This window comes from Chryseobacterium sp. SIMBA_028 (assembly GCF_046535285.1).
Classification (GTDB): domain Bacteria; phylum Bacteroidota; class Bacteroidia; order Flavobacteriales; family Weeksellaceae; genus Chryseobacterium.
Genome location: NZ_JAWRWZ010000012.1, coordinates 86,650 through 111,006, shown reverse-complemented (window position 1 = coordinate 111,006; position 24,357 = coordinate 86,650). Strand labels below are relative to the sequence as shown.

The 24,357-nt window shown below is 35.0% G+C and carries 21 protein-coding genes; 15 read left to right on the top strand and 6 right to left on the bottom strand.

Going from position 1 to position 24,357, the window contains the following annotated elements:
• Positions 1–147: 147 nt before the first annotated feature.
• The 5 genes from SCA31_RS16850 (at position 148) to SCA31_RS16830 (ending at position 6,179) form a co-directional block, all read left to right on the top strand.
• The gene (locus tag SCA31_RS16850) at positions 148–1,659 is read left to right on the top strand and encodes a serine hydrolase (protein ID WP_410698136.1); all 1,512 of its coding nucleotides are present in this window, start codon (positions 148–150) and stop codon (positions 1,657–1,659) included.
• 102 nt (positions 1,660–1,761) lie between these two features.
• Positions 1,762–2,706, top strand: a complete 945-nt coding sequence (locus tag SCA31_RS16845) for a 3',5'-cyclic-nucleotide phosphodiesterase (RefSeq protein ID WP_410698134.1) — start codon at positions 1,762–1,764, stop codon at positions 2,704–2,706.
• 118 nt (positions 2,707–2,824) lie between these two features.
• Positions 2,825–3,409 (top strand): YdeI/OmpD-associated family protein, encoded by a 585-nt coding sequence (locus SCA31_RS16840; protein ID WP_410698132.1) that lies wholly within the window; start codon positions 2,825–2,827, stop codon positions 3,407–3,409.
• Positions 3,410–3,814: 405 nt separating this feature from the next.
• Positions 3,815–5,542, top strand: coding sequence for a sensor histidine kinase (locus tag SCA31_RS16835; RefSeq protein ID WP_410698130.1), 1,728 nt, complete (start codon positions 3,815–3,817; stop codon positions 5,540–5,542).
• Positions 5,526–6,179, top strand: a complete 654-nt coding sequence (locus SCA31_RS16830) for a response regulator transcription factor (RefSeq protein ID WP_410698128.1) — start codon at positions 5,526–5,528, stop codon at positions 6,177–6,179. Before SCA31_RS16835 ends, SCA31_RS16830 begins: the two co-directional genes overlap by 17 nt.
• A gap of 460 nt (positions 6,180–6,639) precedes the next feature.
• On the opposite strand, the gene SCA31_RS16825 is transcribed toward SCA31_RS16830, so the two are convergent.
• The 5 genes from SCA31_RS16825 to SCA31_RS16805 all read right to left on the bottom strand — a co-directional run bounded on the left by SCA31_RS16825 (position 6,640) and on the right by SCA31_RS16805 (position 12,955).
• Positions 6,640–8,109, bottom strand: coding sequence for a hypothetical protein (locus SCA31_RS16825; protein ID WP_410698126.1), 1,470 nt, complete (start codon positions 8,107–8,109; stop codon positions 6,640–6,642).
• A gap of 153 nt (positions 8,110–8,262) precedes the next feature.
• Positions 8,263–8,661 (bottom strand): VOC family protein, encoded by a 399-nt coding sequence (locus SCA31_RS16820; RefSeq protein ID WP_410698124.1) that lies wholly within the window; start codon positions 8,659–8,661, stop codon positions 8,263–8,265.
• A 93-nt stretch (positions 8,662–8,754) separates the two neighbouring features.
• On the bottom strand, positions 8,755–9,441 hold the full coding sequence (locus SCA31_RS16815; protein ID WP_410698122.1) for a Crp/Fnr family transcriptional regulator: 687 nt from the start codon (positions 9,439–9,441) through the stop codon (positions 8,755–8,757).
• 382 nt (positions 9,442–9,823) lie between these two features.
• Positions 9,824–10,621: a DUF4249 domain-containing protein gene (locus SCA31_RS16810; protein WP_410698120.1), complete on the bottom strand. Its 798-nt coding sequence runs from the start codon at positions 10,619–10,621 to the stop codon at positions 9,824–9,826.
• Between the two features lie 3 nt (positions 10,622–10,624).
• Entirely contained in the window at positions 10,625–12,955 is a 2,331-nt protein-coding gene (locus SCA31_RS16805; RefSeq protein ID WP_410698118.1) for a TonB-dependent receptor, read from the bottom strand.
• Positions 12,956–13,678: 723 nt separating this feature from the next.
• Between SCA31_RS16805 and SCA31_RS16800 the strand changes: the two genes are divergently transcribed.
• Together SCA31_RS16800 and SCA31_RS16795 are read left to right on the top strand one after the other, a co-directional pair.
• The gene (locus tag SCA31_RS16800) at positions 13,679–15,049 is read left to right on the top strand and encodes a hypothetical protein (protein WP_410698116.1); all 1,371 of its coding nucleotides are present in this window, start codon (positions 13,679–13,681) and stop codon (positions 15,047–15,049) included.
• A 9-nt stretch (positions 15,050–15,058) separates the two neighbouring features.
• Entirely contained in the window at positions 15,059–15,469 is a 411-nt protein-coding gene (locus tag SCA31_RS16795) for a hypothetical protein (RefSeq protein ID WP_410698114.1), read from the top strand.
• Positions 15,470–15,636: 167 nt separating this feature from the next.
• On the opposite strand, the gene SCA31_RS16790 is transcribed toward SCA31_RS16795, so the two are convergent.
• Complete coding sequence (locus tag SCA31_RS16790) at positions 15,637–16,620, bottom strand: helix-turn-helix transcriptional regulator (RefSeq protein ID WP_410698112.1); 984 nt, start codon at positions 16,618–16,620, stop codon at positions 15,637–15,639.
• 139 nt (positions 16,621–16,759) lie between these two features.
• Between SCA31_RS16790 and SCA31_RS16785 the strand changes: the two genes are divergently transcribed.
• From SCA31_RS16785 to SCA31_RS16750, 8 genes are all read left to right on the top strand, one after another.
• Positions 16,760–18,514: an ABC transporter ATP-binding protein gene (locus SCA31_RS16785; RefSeq protein ID WP_410698110.1), complete on the top strand. Its 1,755-nt coding sequence runs from the start codon at positions 16,760–16,762 to the stop codon at positions 18,512–18,514.
• Between the two features lie 38 nt (positions 18,515–18,552).
• Positions 18,553–19,371 (top strand): siderophore-interacting protein, encoded by an 819-nt coding sequence (locus SCA31_RS16780; RefSeq protein WP_410698108.1) that lies wholly within the window; start codon positions 18,553–18,555, stop codon positions 19,369–19,371.
• 19 nt (positions 19,372–19,390) lie between these two features.
• Positions 19,391–21,139, top strand: a complete 1,749-nt coding sequence (locus SCA31_RS16775; protein ID WP_410698106.1) for an ABC transporter ATP-binding protein — start codon at positions 19,391–19,393, stop codon at positions 21,137–21,139.
• A 167-nt stretch (positions 21,140–21,306) separates the two neighbouring features.
• Complete coding sequence (locus tag SCA31_RS16770) at positions 21,307–21,897, top strand: TlpA family protein disulfide reductase (RefSeq protein ID WP_410698104.1); 591 nt, start codon at positions 21,307–21,309, stop codon at positions 21,895–21,897.
• A gap of 5 nt (positions 21,898–21,902) precedes the next feature.
• Entirely contained in the window at positions 21,903–22,391 is a 489-nt protein-coding gene (locus SCA31_RS16765) for a hypothetical protein (RefSeq protein ID WP_410698102.1), read from the top strand.
• A gap of 185 nt (positions 22,392–22,576) precedes the next feature.
• Positions 22,577–23,299, top strand: coding sequence for an SMI1/KNR4 family protein (locus SCA31_RS16760; protein WP_410698100.1), 723 nt, complete (start codon positions 22,577–22,579; stop codon positions 23,297–23,299).
• On the top strand, positions 23,287–23,847 hold the full coding sequence (locus SCA31_RS16755; protein WP_410698098.1) for a Crp/Fnr family transcriptional regulator: 561 nt from the start codon (positions 23,287–23,289) through the stop codon (positions 23,845–23,847). Before SCA31_RS16760 ends, SCA31_RS16755 begins: the two co-directional genes overlap by 13 nt.
• A gap of 104 nt (positions 23,848–23,951) precedes the next feature.
• Positions 23,952–24,341 (top strand): RidA family protein, encoded by a 390-nt coding sequence (locus SCA31_RS16750; protein WP_410698096.1) that lies wholly within the window; start codon positions 23,952–23,954, stop codon positions 24,339–24,341.
• Positions 24,342–24,357: the final 16 nt, after the last annotated feature.

Here is a 24,357-nt window from a genome sequence, read left to right as displayed (position 1 = left end):
TTACATAAAGCTAATTCGCAATGATGTAGATGTTGAGTTTCTATGTGAACTCTAAAAATTAATATTCAAAATGTAATAGTCCCTTTTTCTGAGTTGTTATAATGTCAACAGAGAAAAATAAATATCCATAAAACTAATTACTTGAATATGAAAAAGATATGTTTGATCATTGTTCTATTTTTATCACTTAATATTTTTGCGCAAAATATAAACGATAAAATAAACCTATTCGAAACCAAGCTAAACTATTGGGATAAGTCCAAAACTAAAAAGTGGACTTTAAAAGAAAGAATGGCTCTCTACAATGCTAATGCAGTAAGTATTGCTGTTATTAAGGATTATAAAGTAGAGTGGGTAAAAGCCTACGGCTACGCAGATGTTTCTGAACATAAACCTGCTACTCCCCAAACTCTTTTTCAGGCAGCATCAATCAGTAAGTCAATCAACAGTCTTGGAATTTTGAAACTGGTTCAGGAAAGAAAATTAGATTTAGATAATGACATCAATAATTATCTAACAGATTGGAAATTTCCATACGATGAAGCTATAACAAAAGGGAAAAAAATTTCAATTTCCAATGTATTGAGTCATACGGCAGGTTTATCTGGTCATGGTTTTTATGGGTACGAAAAAGGGAAAAAATTGCCAACGATTATAGAAATATTGAATGGGGTACCACCGGCAAATTCAGGGGCGGTAAGGTCTGTATTTGAACCGGGGCTTAAGTTTCAGTATTCAGGTGGCGGAACAGTCATTACTCAGTTAATTCTTGAAAATGTAACGGGAGAAAAATATGAGGATTATATGATGAAGAATGTATTAGCTCCATTGGGGATGAACGAAAGTTCTTTTAACCAGCCTCCGTTAGAAGATAAAGCCAGTCTGCTGGCTACAGGATATCATGCAAATGGCAAGGAAGTGAAAGGGAAATACCATATCTATCCGGAAAAAGCACCGGCCGGTTTATGGACAAACCCCTCTGATTTAGCAAAATATGTCATTGATACACAATTGTCATTATTAGGAAATTCTAATAAAGTATTGTCTAAAGAAATGTCTGCAAAAAGAGTGGAAAATAATTTAGGAGTGTTCTTGAATGACTTTAAAGGAACAAAATATTTTGGACACAGTGGTGGAAACGAGGGCTTTGTCTGTTATTATGTGGGTAGTGTGGATGGCGGAAATGGAGTAGTCGTAATGACAAACGGAAGAAACATCAGATTAATAGATGAGATCGTATGCAGTATTGCCAGTCTGAATAATTGGAAAAACTATCCCATTGAATCCCAAAAAGAACCTATAGCCTTAACGATAAGAAAAGAGTGTTATAAGAATATTGATAAAGGTATTGAGCTATACAAGAAACTTAAAAAGAACAATAATGCCGATTATAATTTTTCTAATGAAAATGAGTTGAATGAACTTGGCTATGAATTTCTAAAAGACGGAAATATAGATTCGGCAATTAAAATTTTTAATTTGAACGTCAATGAGTTTCCAAAATCTGCTAATACATATGACAGTCGTGGTGAAGGATATTTCAATAAGAAAGAATATCAATTATCGAAAAAAGATTATTTGAAAGTTTTAGAATTAGATCCTGCTAACCAAAATGCAAAAGAAATGCTTTTAAAGATAGAAAAAGAGGCCGTAAAATAGCCATATTTTTTTATTTTTGTGGTGATTTAAGAAACTCAAAAAAAGACAGATTATAATCAATCATCTGTTCACTTTTTATATTTATAAGTAACCTTTTTCATCATGAAAAAAATAACCCTTTCTTTATTTGCTTTCCTTGTGCATATTGCTTGTCAGGCACAAAATTTCGACCTTATTCCGTTAGGTATATACGGTGGAGAAGAGGAAGATAACCTGTCTGCCTATTTAGTGGGAGGTCCAAAAGACAATACATTTCTATGCCTGGATGCAGGTACAATAAATACAGGAATTCGTAAGGCCATCCAACTGAAAAGTCTCAACGGATCAACAGAAACCGTTCTAAAGGATCAGATCAAGGGGTACTTTATTTCACATGGTCATTTGGATCATTTGTCAGGTCTTATCATCAATTCTCCTGCGGATTCTAAAAAAGATATTTTCGGGATAGCTCCAGTACTTCAAATTTTACAAAATCATTACTTTATTACAGATACCTGGATTAATTTTGCAGATCAGGGACAAAAACCTATCCTTGGAAAGTATCACTATAAGGAACTTCAGGAGGGAATAGAAGTTCCTACACAAAAAACTTCATTTTTCTTAACAGGATATGAACTAAGCCACGTGAACCCTTATAAAAGCAGTGCTGCCCTTGTAAGAAATGGTGAACACTATTTACTTTACTTAGGAGATACAGGAGCTGATAGAGTGGAAAAATCAGACAAGCTTAATAATCTATGGAACAACGTTGTTCCATTTATTAAGAAAAGACAGTTAAATACAATTTTAATTGAAGTCTCTTTTCCTAATAGCCAACCCGAAAATTTACTGTTTGGCCACCTTACTCCCAATCTGTTGACGGAGGAACTAAGTAAGCTGAAAGAAAAAATCGGACAAAAAAATCTGGAAAATTTAAATATTGTAGTTACCCATAGAAAGCCAACAGGAAATAATCCTGAGATTATAAAGAAAGAATTGCTGGAGAATAATCCATTAAAGGTAAATTATATTTTCCCTGAGCAAGGTAAAAAGATTAGTTTACCATAAAAAAGATAAAAGATGAGACAGAAGAATGTTTCATCTTTTTTTATGTGATTGAAATGTTTGTACATCCTGACAAACTGTTGTCATCTGTTTTTTATAATTTTACGTAAAACAATTGAACATGCAACCTGTAAAAGAAAGAAAAACAATAACGATCAATACAAGCAAAGAATGGCGGAAATGGCTGGAAAAGAACCACCAATCTGAACAATCTGTATGGGTTATTTGCAACACTGCAAAGTCTGATCTGCCTGTTGCAAAATGGAGTGATTTAGTAGATGAATCCCTTTGTTTCGGATGGATTGACAGTACAAGAAAAACCATTGATCCATATTCTTTCATGCAATTGTTTAGTAAACGTAAACCCAATAGTACCTGGTCAAAAATCAACAAAGAAAAGATTGAAAGACTGATCGAAAGGAAATTAATGATGCAGGCGGGTTATGAAACCATCAGAATAGCCAAGGAAAATGGTTCATGGATCATTCTGGATAGTGTAGAAGAGCTTGTAATTCCTGAAGATTTGGATGCTGCATTTGAAATTCATAATGGATCAAAGGATTATTTTTTGAATTTGAGTAAATCAATGAGAAAAATGATGTTGCAATGGATTGTACTGGCAAAAAGATCTGAAACCAGGCAGAAACGTATTGATGAAATTGCAGAGCATGCAGCCCGAAAAGAGAAGCCTAACTACTTCGCATGAGATTTTTACTGATCTTCAGAGGGGTTTCTTTATGATAATCTGTACCAATTATGCTTTCTCAACCTGTACTTTTTCTTCTTTATTGTAAGTAGAAATGATCTGTTTAGTAGAAAATAAAGAGATTGCTACATATTTTGCATTATCCTTAATTTTTGCGTCTCATCTAAGAAAATGGATTTACATTCATTAAAAGCTATGGTTTTAAGGGTATTTTAATGTGAAGTACAGCTCATTTCTCCCAATTTTACCGGATATTTACTATTATTAAGAAGATAAAAATTACTTTAACTTTGCTAATTGAATGATATTTGCTAATTATTAAAATTTTAATAATAAATTTATATTGTTTAAAACTAATAAGAAAAGACTTAAAAAATCAGGATATTAATTTAGCTGATCGTAAATATGGAAAATAAATTCTTAAATTTTAAATTGAGAAAAGTTGTTCATTACTCATTGATTATTTGTATCTTATTGATACAAGTGATTATAGCCATATTTTTTTACAACGAATTTGTCAATGAAAAAAAACTAAATTTCATCAAGAACCAGCTAGAAGAAAGCAGGGCGTTGGGAGGATTGACTGATAATTCAAGAAAAGACTTTATGGATGCGCAGGATCATCTGCAGAAATATATGATAAGTCAGGATGACAAGGATCTTCAAGCCTATTTTCAGTCACTTAGGAAGCTTAAGAACAATTTTGATAAAATTGGTGAATATGAAAATACAAGCCCAAGGTTAAAAAATACTTTGGCCCAAAAAAAAATTGATACTCTTAAGGTTACAAAGCTGAAAACTTTAATAGATTCTGTATATCAATCTTCTCTGAAACCTCCTGCAAAAATTCAAAACAAGCAATACGAGCCGGAAAAGTATAAAAATGACTTTGAGAACTTCAATGTTCAGACCCGTACTTATGCTGATACTATTAAAAAGAAAGGCTTCATGGGGCGTCTAAAAGATGCGATAACGGGTAAAGTAAATGTACAGAAAGAGAGTACGGTAGTTACTTTAACGAATAATAAAACAATAGATCTGTCCAATGTAAAGTCTGAGATGAACAATGCACTCAAGTCTATGGATAGGCATTATGCGGCGGAAGTGAAAAAAGCACAGCTTTATGCCATCCAAAACCAGCGCGAGAATATGCAGTTTTATAATAACTTCAATAAATTGTTGGTATACAGTAATGGACTTATTGATGTATATGAAAGTGCTATTAAGGACTTTAAGTCGGAGCTTGAAAAAGAATATAGTAAGCAAAGTTCAGATAATAATAAAATCAGGAGATATCTTGTTCTTGGGTTAATGACTTTGATGTTTATTGTATCCATCCTTATCATGTATTTCACAAGAGTTGCCTTCTTATATGAAAGAAAACTGAATGCCGCGAATAAGGAAATCAAGAACAACCTGAGTTTCAAAAACAGGATATTGGGTATGCTGAGCCACGATTTAAGATCTCCGTTGAAGATTATTAATATCTTTATTGATAAGATCTACAGGACAACGGAGGATGAGACCACTAAGGATTATCTTAAATCGATTAAGTTTACCAACAGTACTTTACTTCTGCAGTCTAACCAGATTCTGGAATACACGAAAAATCAGGATGCAGAGAAGCAACTTATAAAGTCTGTTTTTAATCTTAAGGATGAGGTTGGCTCCATTGTGAAGGTGATTACCCCTTATCTGGAAACAAGAAACAATAAGTTTGCAGTAACAGATAGAATTCCTGAAAATGTAGTGGTGTATTCAGATAATATAAGAATCAATCAGATTTTTATGAATATTCTGGGAAATGCCAATAAGTATACAGAAAACGGACAGATTGATCTTACCCTGACAACACAGCCTCTTGATGGAAACAGAATTTCTCTGATTACAACCGTAGCTGATACAGGAGTGGGAATCTCGGAATCCGATCTTAAAAAGATTTTTGACCCTTACTATCAGGGAACTGTATCTGATGAGGTTGATAATCTGGGAGTAGGACTAGGACTAAATTTATGTAAGGAAATTGTAGAGCTTTTTGATGGTGAAATATCTGTGGAGAGTAAGTTACACAAAGGGACAAAAATAACATTCAGTCTCAATTTAAATATTAATAATAATGGAAATACCAATTGAAAACAGAGAAATAGCATTCCTTTTAGCAGATGATCATAGTATTGTAAGACAGGGAATGGAGATTGTAATCAATGATATTGCTCCAAATGCTAAAATTTATCACACTTCATCTTTACAACAGGCTGTAGAGCTAGTAGAATCAAAGGGAATTGAAATGGCTATTATAGATGCCCATTTTCCGGAGGGAAATAGCCTGCATGTTTTGCCACAATTGAAAAGTGCAAACCCTGATATTAAGATTTTAATTTTTACAGGGCTTGAAGAAGATTTGTATGCCCTTAAATTCATAAAAGCTGGTGCCAATGGTTATCTGAGTAAGTTGAGTGAAGAAGAAGAGGTGAGACAGGCTGTTCTGAACTTTATACAGAAAGGAGAATATTTTTCTGATGTTTCCCGAAACTTATTGGTTCAGTTTATTTATAATCCGGATTTAATAAGCCCGCTTAGCCGTTTAACCAAAAGAGAACTGCAGATTGCAGAATTGTATGCCGATGGATATGGCAACCTGGAAATTGCGAATAATTTAAATATAAAACAAAATACGGTAAGTACAATCAAAAAAAACATCTTTGAAAAGTTAAAGATTGATAACCTCGTTGAACTGATTGACCTTATTAAAACACATCATAAGATATAGGTGTTTTCAGGAAATATTCCTCACTTCTAATTTTTATAGATAAATATCTATATCACGTCCGAGATCTATCGATGGGTTTTATGCGTAATATTATCCTGTGATGTCGTTACTTTGCAGTATAAAATTTACCAAATGAAATGTAAATGCTTTTTTTAGTTATTTCATTGCATATTAAAAGGTAAATATTATAACTATAAAAATAATAAACTATAGTTATAAAAAACGCAAATGATGAAATTAATATAGAAGTGTATGGATAACCTTTTAACGAGTGAACTTCTTGAAAAAACCAAATGATAAGAAAAAAAAACACAAATTAATATAAAGAAGTTCAATTGGTGGTTACTATTACAAAAACAAAGGAGGCATAAAGGCCTCCTTTTTTTATTTGATTTCGGTTTTGTTTTTCATGATCTTATCTGAATCAATTGACCAGTATTGCTTACTAAAATAAACGTTTCTATTTTTTAATCAGTGTAAGTATAAGCTTATTTTTAGCGTATGAAAGCTCCACTGACTGGGTCTTGGTTTCCCATTTTGAATACGAGGGTTCTTCTGAAACAGGAGTACCTAATTTTTGATTTAGAAAGCTAAACAACCAGTTGTATTTTTTCATAAAAATACTTTTGGAATTAAGAGATAAGAGCTCGTTGGAATCATTTTTTTTGTCATCTTGTGAGTGCGTTGAGAACGGAAAGCCCCATTGAAATTGAATTTTTTCTACAGATTTATTTTCAGGAGCATAATCATACCTTGTTAATAAATGAAGGTACTTGCGTTCAGATTTTTTATAGGCCCTTTGCTCTTTAGAAGATTCTTTTATGTCGTTGTTCTTTTCTGGAGTTATGGCCAGGGCATTTTCTTTCTGCTCAATACGATCAACCTGATCTACGGATAAAGTATTGAGGTTAGAGTAGAAGTACTCAAAGTTTTGTTCTGTCCAGGCCTTTATTTTAGATTCTCCGAGTATAGGTTCTCTGTACAGATTTTTAAAAGTTATCACATTGAATTGGTTTTTGTCAATTTCAATAATTCCAAAAAAATTAGGATCTTCAGTAGTAAACTGAACCGTTTTATAGGAGTTGTCGGTGATGTAATTTCTGGTGTCAGATGTTGATCTGTAGGGGAAAATGTCCGACTTAAACTCCTGAACTTTCAGTAGGGATTTATTTTTCACAGCACCTATTTTCATCGTATTATCACTTGAATAGAGATGATACAACTTCTTGTTGATGACAAATGAGGTCATTATGGCAAAATTATTCCCATTGGAAAAGTCATTGGAATATTCAATTTCAGATTCTGTCAAAGTGTTGGTTGTAGGGAGATAATGATCAGAAGGCTCCATTAATTTGAGGCTCTTAGGATCATTGAATTTCAAAACGGATTCTTTAGAGGTAAGATAATAGACATTATTCAGTTTATTAACCACTGGGCTTTCTGCCAAGATTTCATATTGCTGGCCTGTTGCATTGTCTTGAAACCAAGTTTTATTACAGCAAATTCCCCTATTATTAACAAATACAGTATATTTCTTATCCTTATAAACTTCATCTGTTGCCTTTGAGGTTTTTATCCATTTTTTATTTTTTTCATCAAGATAAAATGTTAGACTACTCCAATCTGCTGTAGTCAAAATACTATCATTTCTTATATACAGGTCATAATCCGTGAAATTTATACTGGGTAATGGAATTTTGGAGGTTATTTCTCCGCTTTCATTCAAAATATAGAAGTCTGTAAATGGTGCAGAGCTATTTTTTTTGTCAACACTTTCGAAATAACAATAATATTTTGAGTTGTGCTTCACGGATGGCCCCATCGTTCCAGGAATACTAATTTCAATGGTTTTAAAATTGATTCTCATTTCTTTTGACTGGCAGGACTGCATCAATAAAAGAATGATAAAGATGTGAATAATATATTTCATGAATTGGTTTGTGGACAACTAACTTACGAAAAATAGAGAAACTAGGAAAATCAGGAGTTTATAAAAGCAGCCTATTCACGGTTGATGAGGGTATAAGTGGCAAAAAAACAGCTTACTATTACTGGTAAACTGTTTTTTGTCAGATAATGGATTCTAACTAAATTTTTGAAGAGCCTCAGCACTTACTGGAGTAAAGAAATTGATTAAGTTCCCATCCGGGTCACAAAATAGAAGAGAGCGGTTACCCCATGGCATCGTTGTAGGTTCTTGTACAATCTTATTTGTTAGGTTCTTAATTCTTTCATATTCATGATCTATATTAGAAACTAAAAATTCTATAATGGTATGGGTAGCCCCTTTTGATTCCGTCAGATGTTCACTGCCAAACATCTTCATGGTACGGGTGCTTCCGATAGCGATGGTGATAGAACTTGTTTTAAGTTCTGCAAAATCTTCCGTATACCATTGAGCCGTTAAGCCCATTGCTTTTTCATAAAATTGTACAGATTGCTTAATGTTTTCAGTAATTATCCTTAATGATGCTAGTTTCATATGATTTTATATTTAAATAATTTCATACAAAACTAAGGGAGAGTTGTGACAACAGAATGTCAGCAGTAATTGAAATGATAAACAAATCCGGGCTTAATAAAAATTAGCAATATGGATCAGTTGTTTAAAATCTATTATTTTTAACTTACGCCTTTCTGATCGGATCAGGTTTTCCTGTTTAAAGTCATTGATGATTCGGGCCAGAGTTTCCCTTGCTGTTCCTACCATATTGGCGAGGTCAACACGGGATAAAGAGATGAATACCTCTTCCTCAGGATTATCAGTCATTTTATATTTATCATGCAGAATCAGTAAGCTTAAGGCCGCACGTTCCCTAACCGTTCGGTGAGACAGAACCGCAATAAGGTTGGCCATCACACTGAATTCATGGCTTAAGGATTTTAGCAAAAGCCTTGAAAATACAGATGACTGATCAAGAATATCCAGAAAACTTTCTTTTGAAATAAACGAAATAACGGAACTTTCTAGGGTAGATGCGGTATCTCCATAAGATTCATTACTCAAAACAGCTGAATACCCGAAAAACTCTCCGGAACTGTAGATGTAGATGATTTGCTCTCTGCCATCGTTATCTACCTTGTATTTTTTTATTTTCCCTTCATTAAGGTAGTAAATTCCGTTAGGCTTTGTTCCGTCAGTAAATATAGCCTCATTTTTTCGGTAATTTTTGGTTTTCATGGCTCCTAGAAGAAGATTTTTCTCATACTCAGGAAGCTCATTAAACAGATATTGATTATTAAAAGTAAATTTCGAGATCATAATTTCTAGGGAAGCTGATGAATAAACGTTCAGAATGTAACTTAAATCACATTTTAATCAGATCTAAATCAACAAGTTTTTTTTCTAAACGAATTATTTTTACAAAAGTAATAAAATAGATTTTGAATATGATTTAACCGATCATATATGAACTATTAAGCCTAGAATTTCTCCTCATAAGAATATAAAATAATACTGGATAAAAACTTAAGTTGACATGTTTTTCACGGCGGTTACGCTGACATTTCTAAATTATTTTTTTTTGCTTATTTATTTTATCCAGTTTTTTAAGCAACTTGTAAAAGTTAGTAGTATTTCCCTACAAAAAATGGTCATTTCAAAATACTGAAATGACCATTTTTATTGTAATAGTAGCTAAAATCTACTGAATTGTATAAGATAAATTTTTCACTGTATGTGCAGAAAAATACCCCAATGCACCATTGCTGATATTGCTCGGTGGATTGGCCGGAGTAACTCCGCTACCATTCGATAGGTTAAGAAGAGCACTATAAAACGTGAATACATTATTGTCAATGCTCTGCATTTCTACATGAATGGTATCTCCCACTACAACTTCATGATCAGCTCCATCATTATCATCATTAGGAAGTATGATCGGACGTTGATTAGGCAGTCCGTTATTTAGGTTGTCTGAAAATACATCGATATATTTTTTTGCTAAATCATTAATGGTAAATGAGAACAAATAACGATTTCCCAATACTGTCGGATCTGTAAAAATTGGTAAAAGAGTATAGCTGGTTTTGTCTCCGAACTTAAAAGAATCCTGTTCAAGACCCTCAAAATCTACAGCTTCCGGCATGGTGCTTTGGGCTGTATATTGCTGCCCTTCTGCCTGTATTTTCAAGGTATAGGTTCTTCCTGAAGCCCCTACAAAAGCTGATGTCATATATCTGCCATCGCCTACATACTGCAAGGTTTCTGTCTGACCTGTATTATCGCTTAAAATCACCTGTGCACCAATTACAGCAGGATACTGATTCTGCTGTGTAAATTCTACAGATTTTGTAATTCTTACGATATAAGGCCCTGGCTGGTCAGTTACATTGGCTTCAATAACAATTTTACCACTCTGATCCGCCAGATCCAGATCAATCTCTTTCTGGCATGAGGTTACTAAAAACAGAGATAATATGATTAAAAAAATATTCTTCATGATTTAAAATTTGAAATTGTAAGTAATGTTAGGAATCAGGCGGAATAATGAAGTCTGCATGGCGCGGGTAGTTCCCGGATTATTCGGATTATCTTCAAAAGTAATGGTGTAGGCGTTTTCACGGGCATACAGGTTATAAATTCCAAAAGTCCAAGATCCACGGAAACGCTTATTAGATTCCGGTTCATAGGTTGCACTTATGTCCATTCTGTGATAAGCCGGCATTCTGTCAGCATTTCTGTTGCTGTACTGGAAAACAGTTTGTCCGTTTAATTGATACTTTCCGGTAGGGAATGTTACTGCATTTCCTGTGCTGTAAACAAATAATCCAGAGAAAGACCATTTAGGATTCAGTTGATAAGTAGCTACTACAGAAAGGTCATGCGTTTTATCCATTCTGGCATTATACCACTTATTATCATTAATTCCGTCTATTTTTCTTTCCGTTTTAGAAAGGGTATAGGAAATCCATCCTGTAAGTTTTCCGCTTTTCTTTTTGGCGATAAGCTCCAGACCATAGGCTCTTCCTTTACCAAATAACAATTCACTTTCTACATCGGCAGCAGTATCAAAGGTGATTTGAGCTCCATTCTTAAAGTCAATTTGATTTTGCATGGATTTATAATAAACCTCAGCATTAAGTTCATAGTTGTTATTATTGAAGTTTCTGCTGTATCCTAAGCTTACCTGGTCTGCAATTTCAGGTTTTACGGTATAGCTGCTTCCAATCCACTGATCGGTAGGATTTCCGCTGCTTGAGTTGCTTAAAAGGTGTAAATTCTGAGTATTACGCGAATAACCTCCCTTGATGCTGCTCACTTCATTGATTCGATAATTGGCTGTAACCCTTGGCTCAACGTTAACATACGTTTTTCCGAAGTCTCCTTTCTCAAGGTATCTGCTGTCGGTAAGAATTCCATTATCATAGGTATTAAAAGTATCACCTCCTAAAACACTGAACATAGAAAGTCTGGCTCCATAGTTGATGGTTAGTTTTTCCGTAGCCTTAAAATCATCGTTAATGTATAAGGCATTCTCCCATGATTTTCTCGGATTTCTAGGGAAACTGCTTACACTTGTCCCTGAAGCACTGCTAGGAGTAATGGTATGATAAATAGACTGTAAACCAAAACGAACAGAATGCTTATTTCCTGCAAACCATGTAAAATCCTGTTTAAGATTCCAGTCCTGTATCTTAGAATTTAGCCCAAAAGTGTTATCATTGCTTGTCAGACTGATTTTGTAATCATAGTTACTATAGATAAATGAAGTGTTGGAAAACAATGTACTATTGATAATGCTGTTCCATCTCAATGTAGCCGTTGTATTTCCCCAGTCTGTAGAGAATGTATTCCCTAATCCCAATACATCTCTTCCAAAATATCCTGAAAGGTAAAGTCTGTTGTTTTCATTGATCTGATAATTGGCTTTCAGATTCAAATCATAAAAATATAACTTGTTGTCTTTGTAATCTTTGGAAGTTTTAAGAAACAAATCTGCATAGGTTCTTCTTCCGGAAACAATAAATGAGGATTTTTCCTTTTGAATAGGCCCCTCCACACTTAATCTGCTGCTGATAAGCCCAATTCCTCCATTGATGTTATAATCCTTGTTATTACCATCTTTCATTTTTACATCCATTACCGAAGAAAGACGTCCTCCGTACTGAGCAGGGCTATTTCCTTTGATGATACTTGCATCTTTCAGAGCATCACTGTTGAATGTACTGAAGAAACCAAGTAAATGGGAAGCATTGTAAACCGGAGCTTCATCCAATAAGATCAGGTTTTGATCTGTGGCACCACCTCGTACACTAAACCCGCTGCTTCCCTCACCATTGCTTTTAATACCGGGAAGTAGCTGTATGGTTTTCATCACATCTTTTTCACCAAACAGAACCGGAAGCTTCTCTATGTTTTTAATGCTTAATGTTTCTGTCCCCATTTGGGCAGACGTTAGGTTTTTATCCTTTTTAATTCCTGTTATAACTACCTCATCAATCGTTTTTGCAGCCTGTTCCTGTTGGCTAAGAGGGAGGTCCAGCTTGATATTCTGGTTAACCGTTATTTGTTGTTCAAAATCTCTATAACCCGGATAAGAGATAATCACCTTATAATTTCCCTCAGGGAGTGATAAAGAATAGAAACCATATTCATTGGCAATCACATTAATAGAGGGATCTTCGGCTACCTTTACGCTTACCCCGATCAGAAGTTCACCGTTTTTCTGATCCTTCACGGTTCCGCTTACCTGGTATTTTTGTTGTGCCATAGCCCAACTGCTGAAACAGAGTGCAGCCGAGGCAGCAGCAATTTTAAAAAAAGATGTTTGCATTAAGTTTATTTTTTAAAGTAGTAGAGATCTCCAATAGATATATCGGTTATAGTTCGTTGAATTAGTTGGATAAAAGGGAAATTAGTTACATCTAAAGCTTTAATTATTAAAGAAATCCATAAAAAAAATGAATTTTTCCACCTCTAATGAATTTTTTTCAAAACATCCCAAATAAACATAAATATAAATCATTGCAGAAAGATTAATATTATGCACTAAATATTGTTTTATTTATGTTTTTTGGTTTATTGTTGAAACAAAATAAATTATTTGATTTTGTTGAGCGAATTTTTTTCAAATAAATCTAAAAAACCAATTTTTAACTTGTCAAAATACTCTTTAAAGCAGTTTTGATACATAGAAAGAATAGAAATTCCGGAGGTTGTGTTGTTTTTCATGATTATTTAAAATTAAAGATCAGCTTTAGTCAATACTAAAACAGCAGAAAACTTAAAATATTGTATGATAAAGAAAATACAGTCTTATTGATAATTGGTGAAGCCAAAAGAAAACGGCTATGCAGATCAATTTCATCGGAAGCGTCTCTTACATCTCAATACAATCTAAAATATGTACAATATGTACACAATTGTATGCATGTGCATATTGTGTGCAATTATGGGTTTCCATAGTGCAGTACTCCATAAATTATTTACTTTTATCCTGTAATAAAAAATCACACAAAAAAGAATTAATTATTATATTTACAAAACACAAATGCTTATGAAGACAAATCTATTCTGCGGACTTTTATTGTTAAGCATGCTTACTGTTTCCCTCAATTCCTGCAGGACAGATGAGATGCTGACAAGCACAGAACAAACGCAAAAGGAGAAAATTGCCTTTTTTGAACGCTTTGAAAAGGAAAAAAGCCTTTCCAAAAATGCAACATCCAACAACTATGCATTACCCTTTGGAAACTCCATGCTTGCCTATTTTGAGAAGTATCCCGAAAAGAGAACAGAACTTGAAAACAAGTATGGAACGGTGGATTTAAGGGTTTCCTCTCAGGATATAGGAGGAGATGAGGTAGATAACAGGAAGCTTCTATTTTTTCCTATGCTTAAGGATGGAAAGGTAACGGCCGTAATAGCCGGAGTGATCAATGCAGAAAGAGACTATCTCTATTTTGACGTTCACCAAAGCACACATTCCGATGTTTTTTATCTTATTGATACATTTCAAGACTACTATGACACCAAGACAGTTTCCAGAAATAGCAACAACCCTATTGATGTAGGAGAAGTGATCATCAGAGTAATAAGACCGGTAAGGCTGACGATGTATGACGGATGGGGTGGAAATGGAGGTCCTGGCAATGGCGGACATGATATGGGTGGTGGACCTGGTGATTATGGTGGTGGAAGTGGGAGTAATCCTAATAACCCCAACCCCAATGATCCTTGTGCTAAGGCAAAAGATGGGAATAATACTGCTGATATAGTCTCAGAGAACTCAGAATTTAAGGGAAAAAGAGATTCTATTAAGGTTGGGATAGCTAATGCTGGACCCGAAAAAGGATATGTATTTGGAAAAGATGCAAATGGGAATTTTAAAAGTGGCAATATTAAAACAGGCACAAACTCAAATATAAGCCTACCTAGTATAGATCCCAATTATACTATAACAGGCAGTGTACATACGCATGTGGGAGACGATAATTTTGATAGCTTTTCTCCTTTAGATTTCTATGGTTTGGGAGAACATAACCAAAATAACTCAAGTTACAATATGATGTTTGTTTTTGGAGCGACAGGATCAGAATATAGTTTGGTAATTACTGATCCTGTAAAATTGAAAAACTTTATCAGTACTAATGGACAAATGAGTAATATTGGAACAGACAATGGATGGGTTAAAGGAACTTCTATTGGAGATCATTTTTTGGATGCATTAAAGCAATTCATAAATAATGGTAAAGGACTTGATGCAGCCTATGCATTGGCTAATGCTTATGTGTTAACAAAATTTGAAATAGGAATGGCAATAAGCAAAAAAGAGGTAGATGGAAAATTTAAGACTTTATTTATAAAAGAAAAATGTGATTCTAACAATATCACTAGCTATGAAGAAACTTCTGATTGTAACTTATAAAATTTTATCATGAAAAGTATATTTAAACATTTTTCTGTGGGCTTATTATTGTTGATTAGCATTAAAATTAATGCACAATTAGATACGTTGAGCTATTTAAAACAATTTGAAACTAATAAATCACAGTATGTAAATAAGCCACTGTCATATTTGTTGGGACAAATTACCCAGATACAGCCTAAAACAGTTTGGCCCATACCTGTTACTAATAAGAAAAGTATTATTAGAGAATCTCAATTTAATTTTTGTGAGAAAAAATATAGTTTTCATAATGCTATTAAGCTCTACATAACATGGCAGGACGAAATTCCATATTCCCAGGTAGATTACTATCAAAAAAAGAATGCATTTTTTTTTACCAATGAAGAACGGATGTTTTACGGAAATAAAATAGTAAAGGATATAATGGTGTATCGTTAATTGTCATTATTCTAATCAAATATTTGATGGGGCAAGTTTTCTTTTTGATTATTGAAGTGGGCCTTATCATGGTTTTCAGCTAAAGCTATTCCAATTTTTTTGTTCTTCATAACAGTTGCTAAAAATTGGCTTTTGTGTGATCTCCAGTTTTGAATAATATAAAACGATCATTTATTTCCTATTTTGCTGGGCAGGACGTTATATTTCCTTTTAAATGCGGCTGAAAAATGTCTTGGATTTTTATACCCGATAAAATCCGAAACTTCACTGATATTCATGTTACTATCCAAAAGTAGTCTTTTAGCCTGTTCCATTTTAGTATCATTCCAGAATCCGAAGACAGTGGTTCCGAAAAGTTCCTTAAATCCTTTTTTTAAAGTAAATTCATTGGTCCCCACCTGATGGGCAAGGTCATTTAGGGTACAGTCTGCATTCAGATTGCTGGCGATATAATCTCTTACGGCATAGATTTTCTCTTCATCTTTTTTGGAAAGGGAAGATGTTGAAGACTTATCATGAAAAAGTTGTTCCAGCTGAAGCAGAAGCAATTCGCTCACCTTGGCTTCAAGATAAATCCGTTTAAAAACGCCCTTTCTGTCACAATTTGTAATATCATTCAGAATTTGATACATCTCCAGGCTGATGCGGTTATGATCCGGATGAATCAGGGATGAATGCTGCTTTTCTATTGCATTTCTGAAAGTTTCAAATAATCCTGAGTGATCAGGCAGAAACTTCTTAAAAAAATAAGGAGCCAGATTGATTTCCAATATATGAATATCCGGACCGTAGAACTCCATTTTACCCTGCATATGATGAGCATAAATGATATTGTGCTGGTAGCTGTCAAATTGTACAGTCTTCTGAAAGTTTTCTGAAATTGCTAAGCTTTTTCCCTTAAGAGCAAAATGCATCTCCACTGTATCAAAATCACTTTCAAAATACAGTTGAAGCTTGTTGGCTAATGAAATATTTCCAAAACTGATATGAATGTTTTCAAAACATATTTCATGATAAAAACCATCCCCATAAGGAGGAATCAGACGGGTTATGCACTCCTGAATATCCCCGTCGTTTATGTAATACGTATCCGGATAATTCCTCTCCATGAGTATTTTTCCGATATTTTCATCATACAGGCGTAGTGTCATTTCCTTTCTTTTAGTTAGAATTTCCTTTTTGCGGACTTTTTATTCCGTTTTGCGTACCTCAACTCTGGGCTATACGATCTACTTTTGCACAAAGGTAATGATTATTTAGAATCATTCTTAATAACTAAGTCTATTTTTCATGAAAGAATCGAAGAAAAGAAAAAACGGAATTGCAAGACTATTGGAGATTGCTGGAAGGCGGAAAATGCTGTTGTTTTTCTCAGGTTTCCTGTCCGTTATCCATGCGTTGCTAAGTCTCATTCCTTATATATTGGTGTTTTATATTATTAGGGAACTGACCAGAGAGACAGTGGATTTCAGTCGGGCTCGTCAATACATTATCTATGCTCTTATTGCAGCTGTGGTGAGTATGCTGGTATTCTTTATCTCCGGAATTTTATCACATATTGCAGCCTACAATATACTGTTTGAATTAAGACGATTTATTGTAGATAAAGTAGGAAAACTTCCTATGGGCTATCTGAATAATAGAAACTCCGGAGCATTAAAAAAGATTTTGTCTGATGATGTAGAAAGAATAGAAAGCTTTATCGCTCATCAGATTCCAGATTTTGTAAAAGGAGTGGCTTTGCCGGTTGTAACTATTGTTTTTCTTTTTTCGCAGGACTGGCGCTTGGCTGCCATCAGTTTTGTGCCACTCATTGTTCTTGGAATTTGGATTCCGGTTATGTTTGGCGGTAAAAAATCAAAAGTTCTGATGAAAAACTATCATCAGTCATTAGAAGATATGAATGCTGGTATTGTAGAATATGTAAGAGCAATGCCTGTGATGAAAATATTTGGGCAGTCGGCAGAAACATTTGACAAGTATGGTAATACGGTAAAGCGTTTTAATGGCTTTGTGAATGATTGGGTGAAATCCAGTACGCCTGCATTTGCTGTATTCATGAGCTTTATCAGCAATGCAATGCTTCCGGTGCTGGCATTGGGGCTGTATCTGTACTTTCAGAACGGTCTCACACTGGCCACCTTATTACTGTTTCTTATTTTGGGAACAGGCTATATCAAACCTCTTTTTGTACTTAACAATATGGGAATACAGATCTCAGTCATCAATAGAGGTGTGGAGCAGATTGATGAACTTCTGTATCACGAAAATTTAAAAGAAAACCATGAAGATCATCAGCCAAAAGACCATAGCATAGCATTTGAAAATGTGAGCTTTGCGTATGATGAGAATAACCTTGTCTTGGAAAATGTTGATTTTATAATCAAAGAAAAATCCATTACAGCACTGGTGGGCCCATCAGGAGCAGGCAAAAGTACGGTAGGACAGCTTTTAGCCCGCTTCTGGGACACCAGTAAAGGAAACATCAAGATTGGTGGAGTCAATATTAAAGATTATCCTCAGGAACAATTGATGCAGATGGTTTCCTTTGTATTTCAGGACAGTTTTATGTTTCAGCAAAGCATGTTTGAAAACATAAGAATGGGAATGAATAAAACGCAGGAACAGGTAGAAGATGCAGCCAAAGCAGCTCAGATCCATGACCTGATTATTGGGCTTCCCAATGGTTACCATACCTTATTCGGGCAGTCCGGAGTACATTTGAGTGGAGGAGAGCAGCAACGTTTTCAGCTGGCAAGGGCAATTCTTAAAAATGCTCCGATTTTAATTCTTGATGAAGCAACAGCATTTGCCGATCCTGAAAATGAATACAAAATCCAGCAGGCATTCAGTCAATTGATAAAGGATAAAACCGTACTGATTATTGCCCATAGACTAAGCACAATTACCGATGCTGATAAGATTATGATTTTTGATAAGGGAAAATTAGTTTCAGAAGGACAACATGAGGATCTTTTAGAAGAAAGCAAAATCTATCAGAGAATGTGGAGTGCCCATATTAGGGCTAAAGAATTTGTAATGTAAAAAAATAACAGAGAATTATCCCCGATAATAAAAATAGTATGAAAAATTTTAAAACAATACAGGCAGAACTTACAGTCAGCAGAAAAGAATATATCACACCTCATTATATCAGGATCTTTTTGACAGGAGCGCAGGTTCCTTTAATAGACAATACAACAGTGGGAATAAACAATAAGATTCTTATTCCGCCCAAAGGAGCAGATAAGGTTCATTTCCCAGAATTTGATTACGAAAAGATGCTTTGGAAACCTCAGTCTGAAGAAATTCGTCCAAGTATAAGAACATATACCCATCGGGGAATTGATCTCGAGAAAAATGAAATCTGGATTGATTTTGTAGCCCACGGAGATGAGGGACCCGCCTCTGCATGGGCATTAGAGTGTAAAGTTGGAGACTTGTTGGGTGTACTGATGAAAGATGGTAAGACAGAACTTTATGGCAAGGCTGAAAACTATCTTCTGGCAGCTGATGCAACAGGAATTCCCGTATTGGCTGCAATTCTGGAAGATCTTCCGGCAACCGTTAGAGGAACCTGTATTATAGAAGTTCATGGGGAAGAAGATAAACAGAATCTGCAAACTGCAGCAGATATTCACTTTATCTGGCTTTACAATAAAAAACCTCAGCAAGGCAGTAAGCTGGCAGCAATTGTAAAACAACAGATTTTGCCTGAAGAATCCCGTTCTGGTTATGTAGCTGCAGAGTTTTCTTCTGTAAAAGAAATTCGCAGTTATCTCAGAAAAGAAAAATACTGGAAGCAGGAAGAATTGTATGCCTATTCTTACTGGAAATCTGGTGTAGCTGAAGATAAGTCTGCTGTAGAAAGGCATCAGGAGAATGCTGAAACAAATGCTTAATAATTTTTAAAGGTAAACAATGATAAAGAATTTAAAATACGTTACCTCTTTCAATCCAAAGGATACCCGAAAGGTGGCTTTTATGGAGATTGTACACAGTCTTTTTATTGCTGCTCCCTCAGGTATTTTGCTGGTGATTGTCTGGGAACTGTTTTCAGAAAAGCCTGATATGACAAGAATATGGTCTGTTGTTGCTTTAATGGCCGTTATGTTACTGGTGCAGTTTTTTGTAGCTTCCCGCTCCATGGTAAGATCCAATATTCTGGTCTATGATCTTTCGACTAAACTGCGCATTAAACTGGGAAATCATATTCAAAAATTCTCTTTAGGATTCTTTAAGCAAAAAGATCCGGGAGAAATAGCTTCCATTGTTTTACAGGATGTTGCTAATTTTGAGGGAATATTCGGACACAGTATAGGAAATCTTGCTTCGGCAGCGTTTGGTACAGTATTATTATCAGTCTGTTTATTGGTGTATGATTGGAGACTGGCGCTTTGCCTGTTACTGGCATTACCGTTAATTTATCCTTTCTTAAGAATTGCTAATTATTTTGTCAGCCGTTTAGGAAAAAAACAGATTGAAGCAAGAAATACGGTAGGAGCAAAATTTCTTGAGTATGTACAGGGGATCCGACATTTGAAATCTTATGGGCTAACAGGGCAAAAAAATAAGGGACTGGAAGATTCATTCGATGATCTCCGCCGTAAATGCATCCGTTTGGAAGCCATTCCCGGACCATTTATTGTAACAGCAGCCATTGTATTTGAAATCGGTTTTATAGGAATGGTCGCCCTTGGATTATACTTTCTTCTACACCAATCTATCACTGTTCCTGTACTGATTACCTTTCTGATTATGGGGTACAATCTGTATAGTCCCTTAAAAGTGGTGATGGTTGATTATCTCGTATTGCGTTATATGAATGAAAGTCTGAACCGAATCATCGGAGTACTGGAAGAACCTACAATGGAAACCGAAAAAAATGAAGCTCCTGACAACTACGAAATCAGATTCAATAATGTGAACTTTGGATATCAGGAAAAAATGACTTTGAGGGATATTAACTTTACTGTTCCTGAAAATTCAATGCTGGCTTTGGTAGGGCATTCCGGATCTGGTAAAACAACCATTGCCTCATTGATTGCCAGATTCTGGGATGTAAATGATGGAACCATAACAGTGGGTGGTATTGATATCAGGAATATCAAACAGGATACGTTCTATAAGCTGATTAGTGAAGTCTTTCAGGATGTTTATCTTTTTGATGATACCATTTACAATAATATTAAAATCGGGAATCCGGCTGCAACCGATCAGGAAGTTTCCAGAGTTATTGAACAGGCTCAATGTCTTGAATTTATCAATGAATTGCCCAAAGGTATTCATACCAAAGTAGGTGAGGGAGGTTGTAAATTATCCGGTGGGCAAAAGCAACGGATCAGTATTGCAAGAGCCTTATTGAAAGATGCTCCCATTGTATTATTGGATGAAGCTACCGCCAGTCTTGATCCCGAAAACGAAATTTATATCCAAAGAGCGATTCAGGAGCTGGTAAGATCAAAAACAGTAGTGGTAATTGCCCACAAACTGTCTACCATACAGAATGCAAACCAGATTCTTGTCCTTAATGAAGGAAAAATAGCGGAAAAAGGCAATCATGAAGAACTTTTACAAAAAGAAGGGATATACCGTAACATGTGGGATATCCAAAAACAATCCAACGGATGGAAGGTAAAACACACAAATAAAATGCTTGATGTATGCTAAAGATGGAACAGACGTTTTCTTCTTAGTAAGAAAAGGTCCAATGCAGAGGGAGTCTTTAAATCTTCGGATTTAAAGACTTTTTTATTGAAAAAAGAATTCCGTAATGCCAAACCAAATAATAACCTTATCTTGGTGTAATGAATTATTAGGAAAAGAATATGGAAAATATGAAAAAATGGTTCAGAAGCAATTGGTCTACAGTCATCTTTACCATTGCTTTCATCATCTTGTTGGTCAGTCCCGATGCCAAGGCATGGCTCATGAGACAGGCAGCCTCTACAGGCTTATTAAATTCTAAAATATCAGAACCCAAAACTAAAAATACCCATACTGTGCCCTCTGCTTCTTACACTGATTTCACCCTGAAAGACGAAGCGGGAACTATGGTAAACGTATCAGACTTAAAAGGGAAAGTGGTTTTTATCAACTTTTGGGCATCATGGTGTCCTCCGTGCCGTGCAGAATTTCCCTCCATTCAGAAGTTTTATGAAAAATACCGCTCAAATGCGAATATGGTTTTTCTGACGATCAATTTGGATGATGATCTGACATTGGGGAAATCTTATCTAAAGGAAAAAAGTTTTACTGTTCCGTTTTTGACTCCGGGAAGTTCCATTCCAAAGGAAATCTATGACGGATCCTTGCCTACCACTGTGGTTTTGGATAAGAATGGGGAAATCCGTTTTCATCATACAGGAGTGGCTGATTACAGTAAGGACTCCTTTTATGATCAGATGGATCAACTCTTAAAAGAATAATGCTGATGATATCCTTTAAAATACTAACCATTAAAGAAATGGAAGCCGAAGTTTTGAAAGAGAAGAAAACTTTGCAAAACTTCCCAAAAACTACTGATTTCCCTTTTTCTGAACTGTATAGAAAACTGGCTACTCAAATAAAAACTGTGGAAATTGCATCTGAAGCTATTTTATACAATTCTGTGGATGCAGTCAATGAAAATAAAGAATTTGTATTGAAAGAGTATTGGTGTTTTGCCGGAAATGGACAAGGAGACCAGTGGTTTTTTGATAAAAATGGGAATGTTTTTTTCTACGACCATGATTATGATGAAAGTATGGAACCTATGGATATCAATTTTGAGCAATGGCTGCAAATGGCATTTGTGATTAAACAGTTGGATGACTATTTTGATGTACATGACGATATTTCAGAGCCTGTTAAACATAAATTTTATGAAACATTGAATATCTTTCACCCCAAACTGAGTGAAAAATATCCCTTTGCAATATAGAATCATCCTTTTCTAAAAATTATAAAAACCAATAAAATCAATTATTTTTGAATGAAAGTATTTGATTTCAAACACTAAAAACAACACTTGAATAGTAACATGAAAAATGAACCGCTTGTAGAAGTTTTTTATGACCCAAAAAACAAAACATATACCTGTATAGAACGAAATACCTTATAATCCCAATGAATATCTCAGAACTAGAACAAAAATACAACTTCAAATACCCCGAGATCTACAAACAGCTATCCGAAAATAATATGCTGGATTGGGGAGAATCCGGATCAGATTGGTACCATACAACCTTTCCGGAGCTGAAGAAAAATCCACCATTGCTTTTATTTGGATACGATATTGAAATCTGGAATAATCCTCAGTTTGTGGAAGCTTCCATAGATGAAATGTCAGATGAAGAAGACTATAGAAATATCCATTCGGGATATCAGTTTGTACCTTTTGCAAAAAATGGAGCGGGGGATTTATATGCCTTTCAGTTTGACTTACAAAATAATGGGGAAGTTCCGGTTACGTTTATTCCTCACGATGATGAAGAAGCAGAAATAGTAGCCAAAAATTTTCAGGATTTTATTTTTCGTCAGCTTTTGGAAGCTATTACGGAAGTAGATGAAGACTCTATGTTCTACGAAGAGGATGAAGAGGAGATGAAGCAGAATCTAATCAATCAACTAAAAACCCATGAACCTTATTTGACCTCCAGACAGATAGGAATTCTGAAAGATATCTACCAGAGAGATATCTTTGAATATACTTACAAAGTTCCCAATGGCAGTACTTTTGAAGCAGAAGGCTTGGTAACCTTTGATGAGGTGGAGAAAATCCTGAATGAAGAGATCAACTTTGCTCAGCTTAATAAAAAATTTAACTATACAAAAAATTGGATCAGCTAAGAACCCATATAGAGAAGATTGTTCCTCTCAGTGATGAGGAGTTTAATTCTATATCATCTTTCTTTACGTATAAAAAATATAAGAAACATCAATTTTTGATACAGCAGGGAGAGGTTGTGCCCTCTAATTATTTTGTATTGAAAGGCCTCCTGAAATTAGTCTATACCGATGAAGGAGGAAAGGAACATATTGTAGGATTTGCAATGGAAGACTGGTGGGAAACCGATTTTCCGGCCTATTATCAGAGTAAAAAGGCAACCATGTCATTAGAATGTGTAGAAGATACGGAAGTACTATGCCTTAGTCTCGACGGGTATCGAAAAATAGTTCGCAATCATTCCAAAATGGAGCATTTCTTCCTTGAAAAAGCTTATATGGGCTTTATTGCGGCACAACAGCGTATCATTTCTACCATGACAACAGGGATAAAAGAACGGTATGAGCAGTTATTGGAAAAATACCCGTCACTCATACAGCGCGTTCCAAAGTCTCTACTTGCTGCTTATCTGGGAGTTTCCCGGGAGACCCTGAGCCGTTTCCCTTTATAAATAGTGATCTTCCTCACTTGATAATCGTGATAGGGATCACAGAATTTTGCTATACCTATTCTGCAATTTTGCAAAGTAATGTATAACAAAATATAGTCAATACAATGGAAAAAAGAACGGTAAACCCATGGAAATGGCAGGAAGAACGCAGCTATTCGCAGGCAGTTGAAGTAAAAAATGTTCAGGGAACTTTATATTGCTCCGGCCAGGCAGCCATTGATCCCGATGGTACATCAAGTAACAAGGATATGAAAAGCCAATTAGAGCAGGCTATAGCTAACCTCGAAGAAGTAATCACTGCTGCAGACTATGAATGTAAAGGAATTGTAAGGTTAAATATATACACGACTTCTACAGAAGAATTGTGGCCTCATTTTCCTATTCTTCAAGAATGGATTAGCAGACATCAAATAGAGCAGGCTGTAACTATGCTTGAGGTCAATGGTTTATTTGAAACCTTAAAAGTAGAACTGGAAGCCACTGTTGTTAAATAATTATTCAGTAAAATTC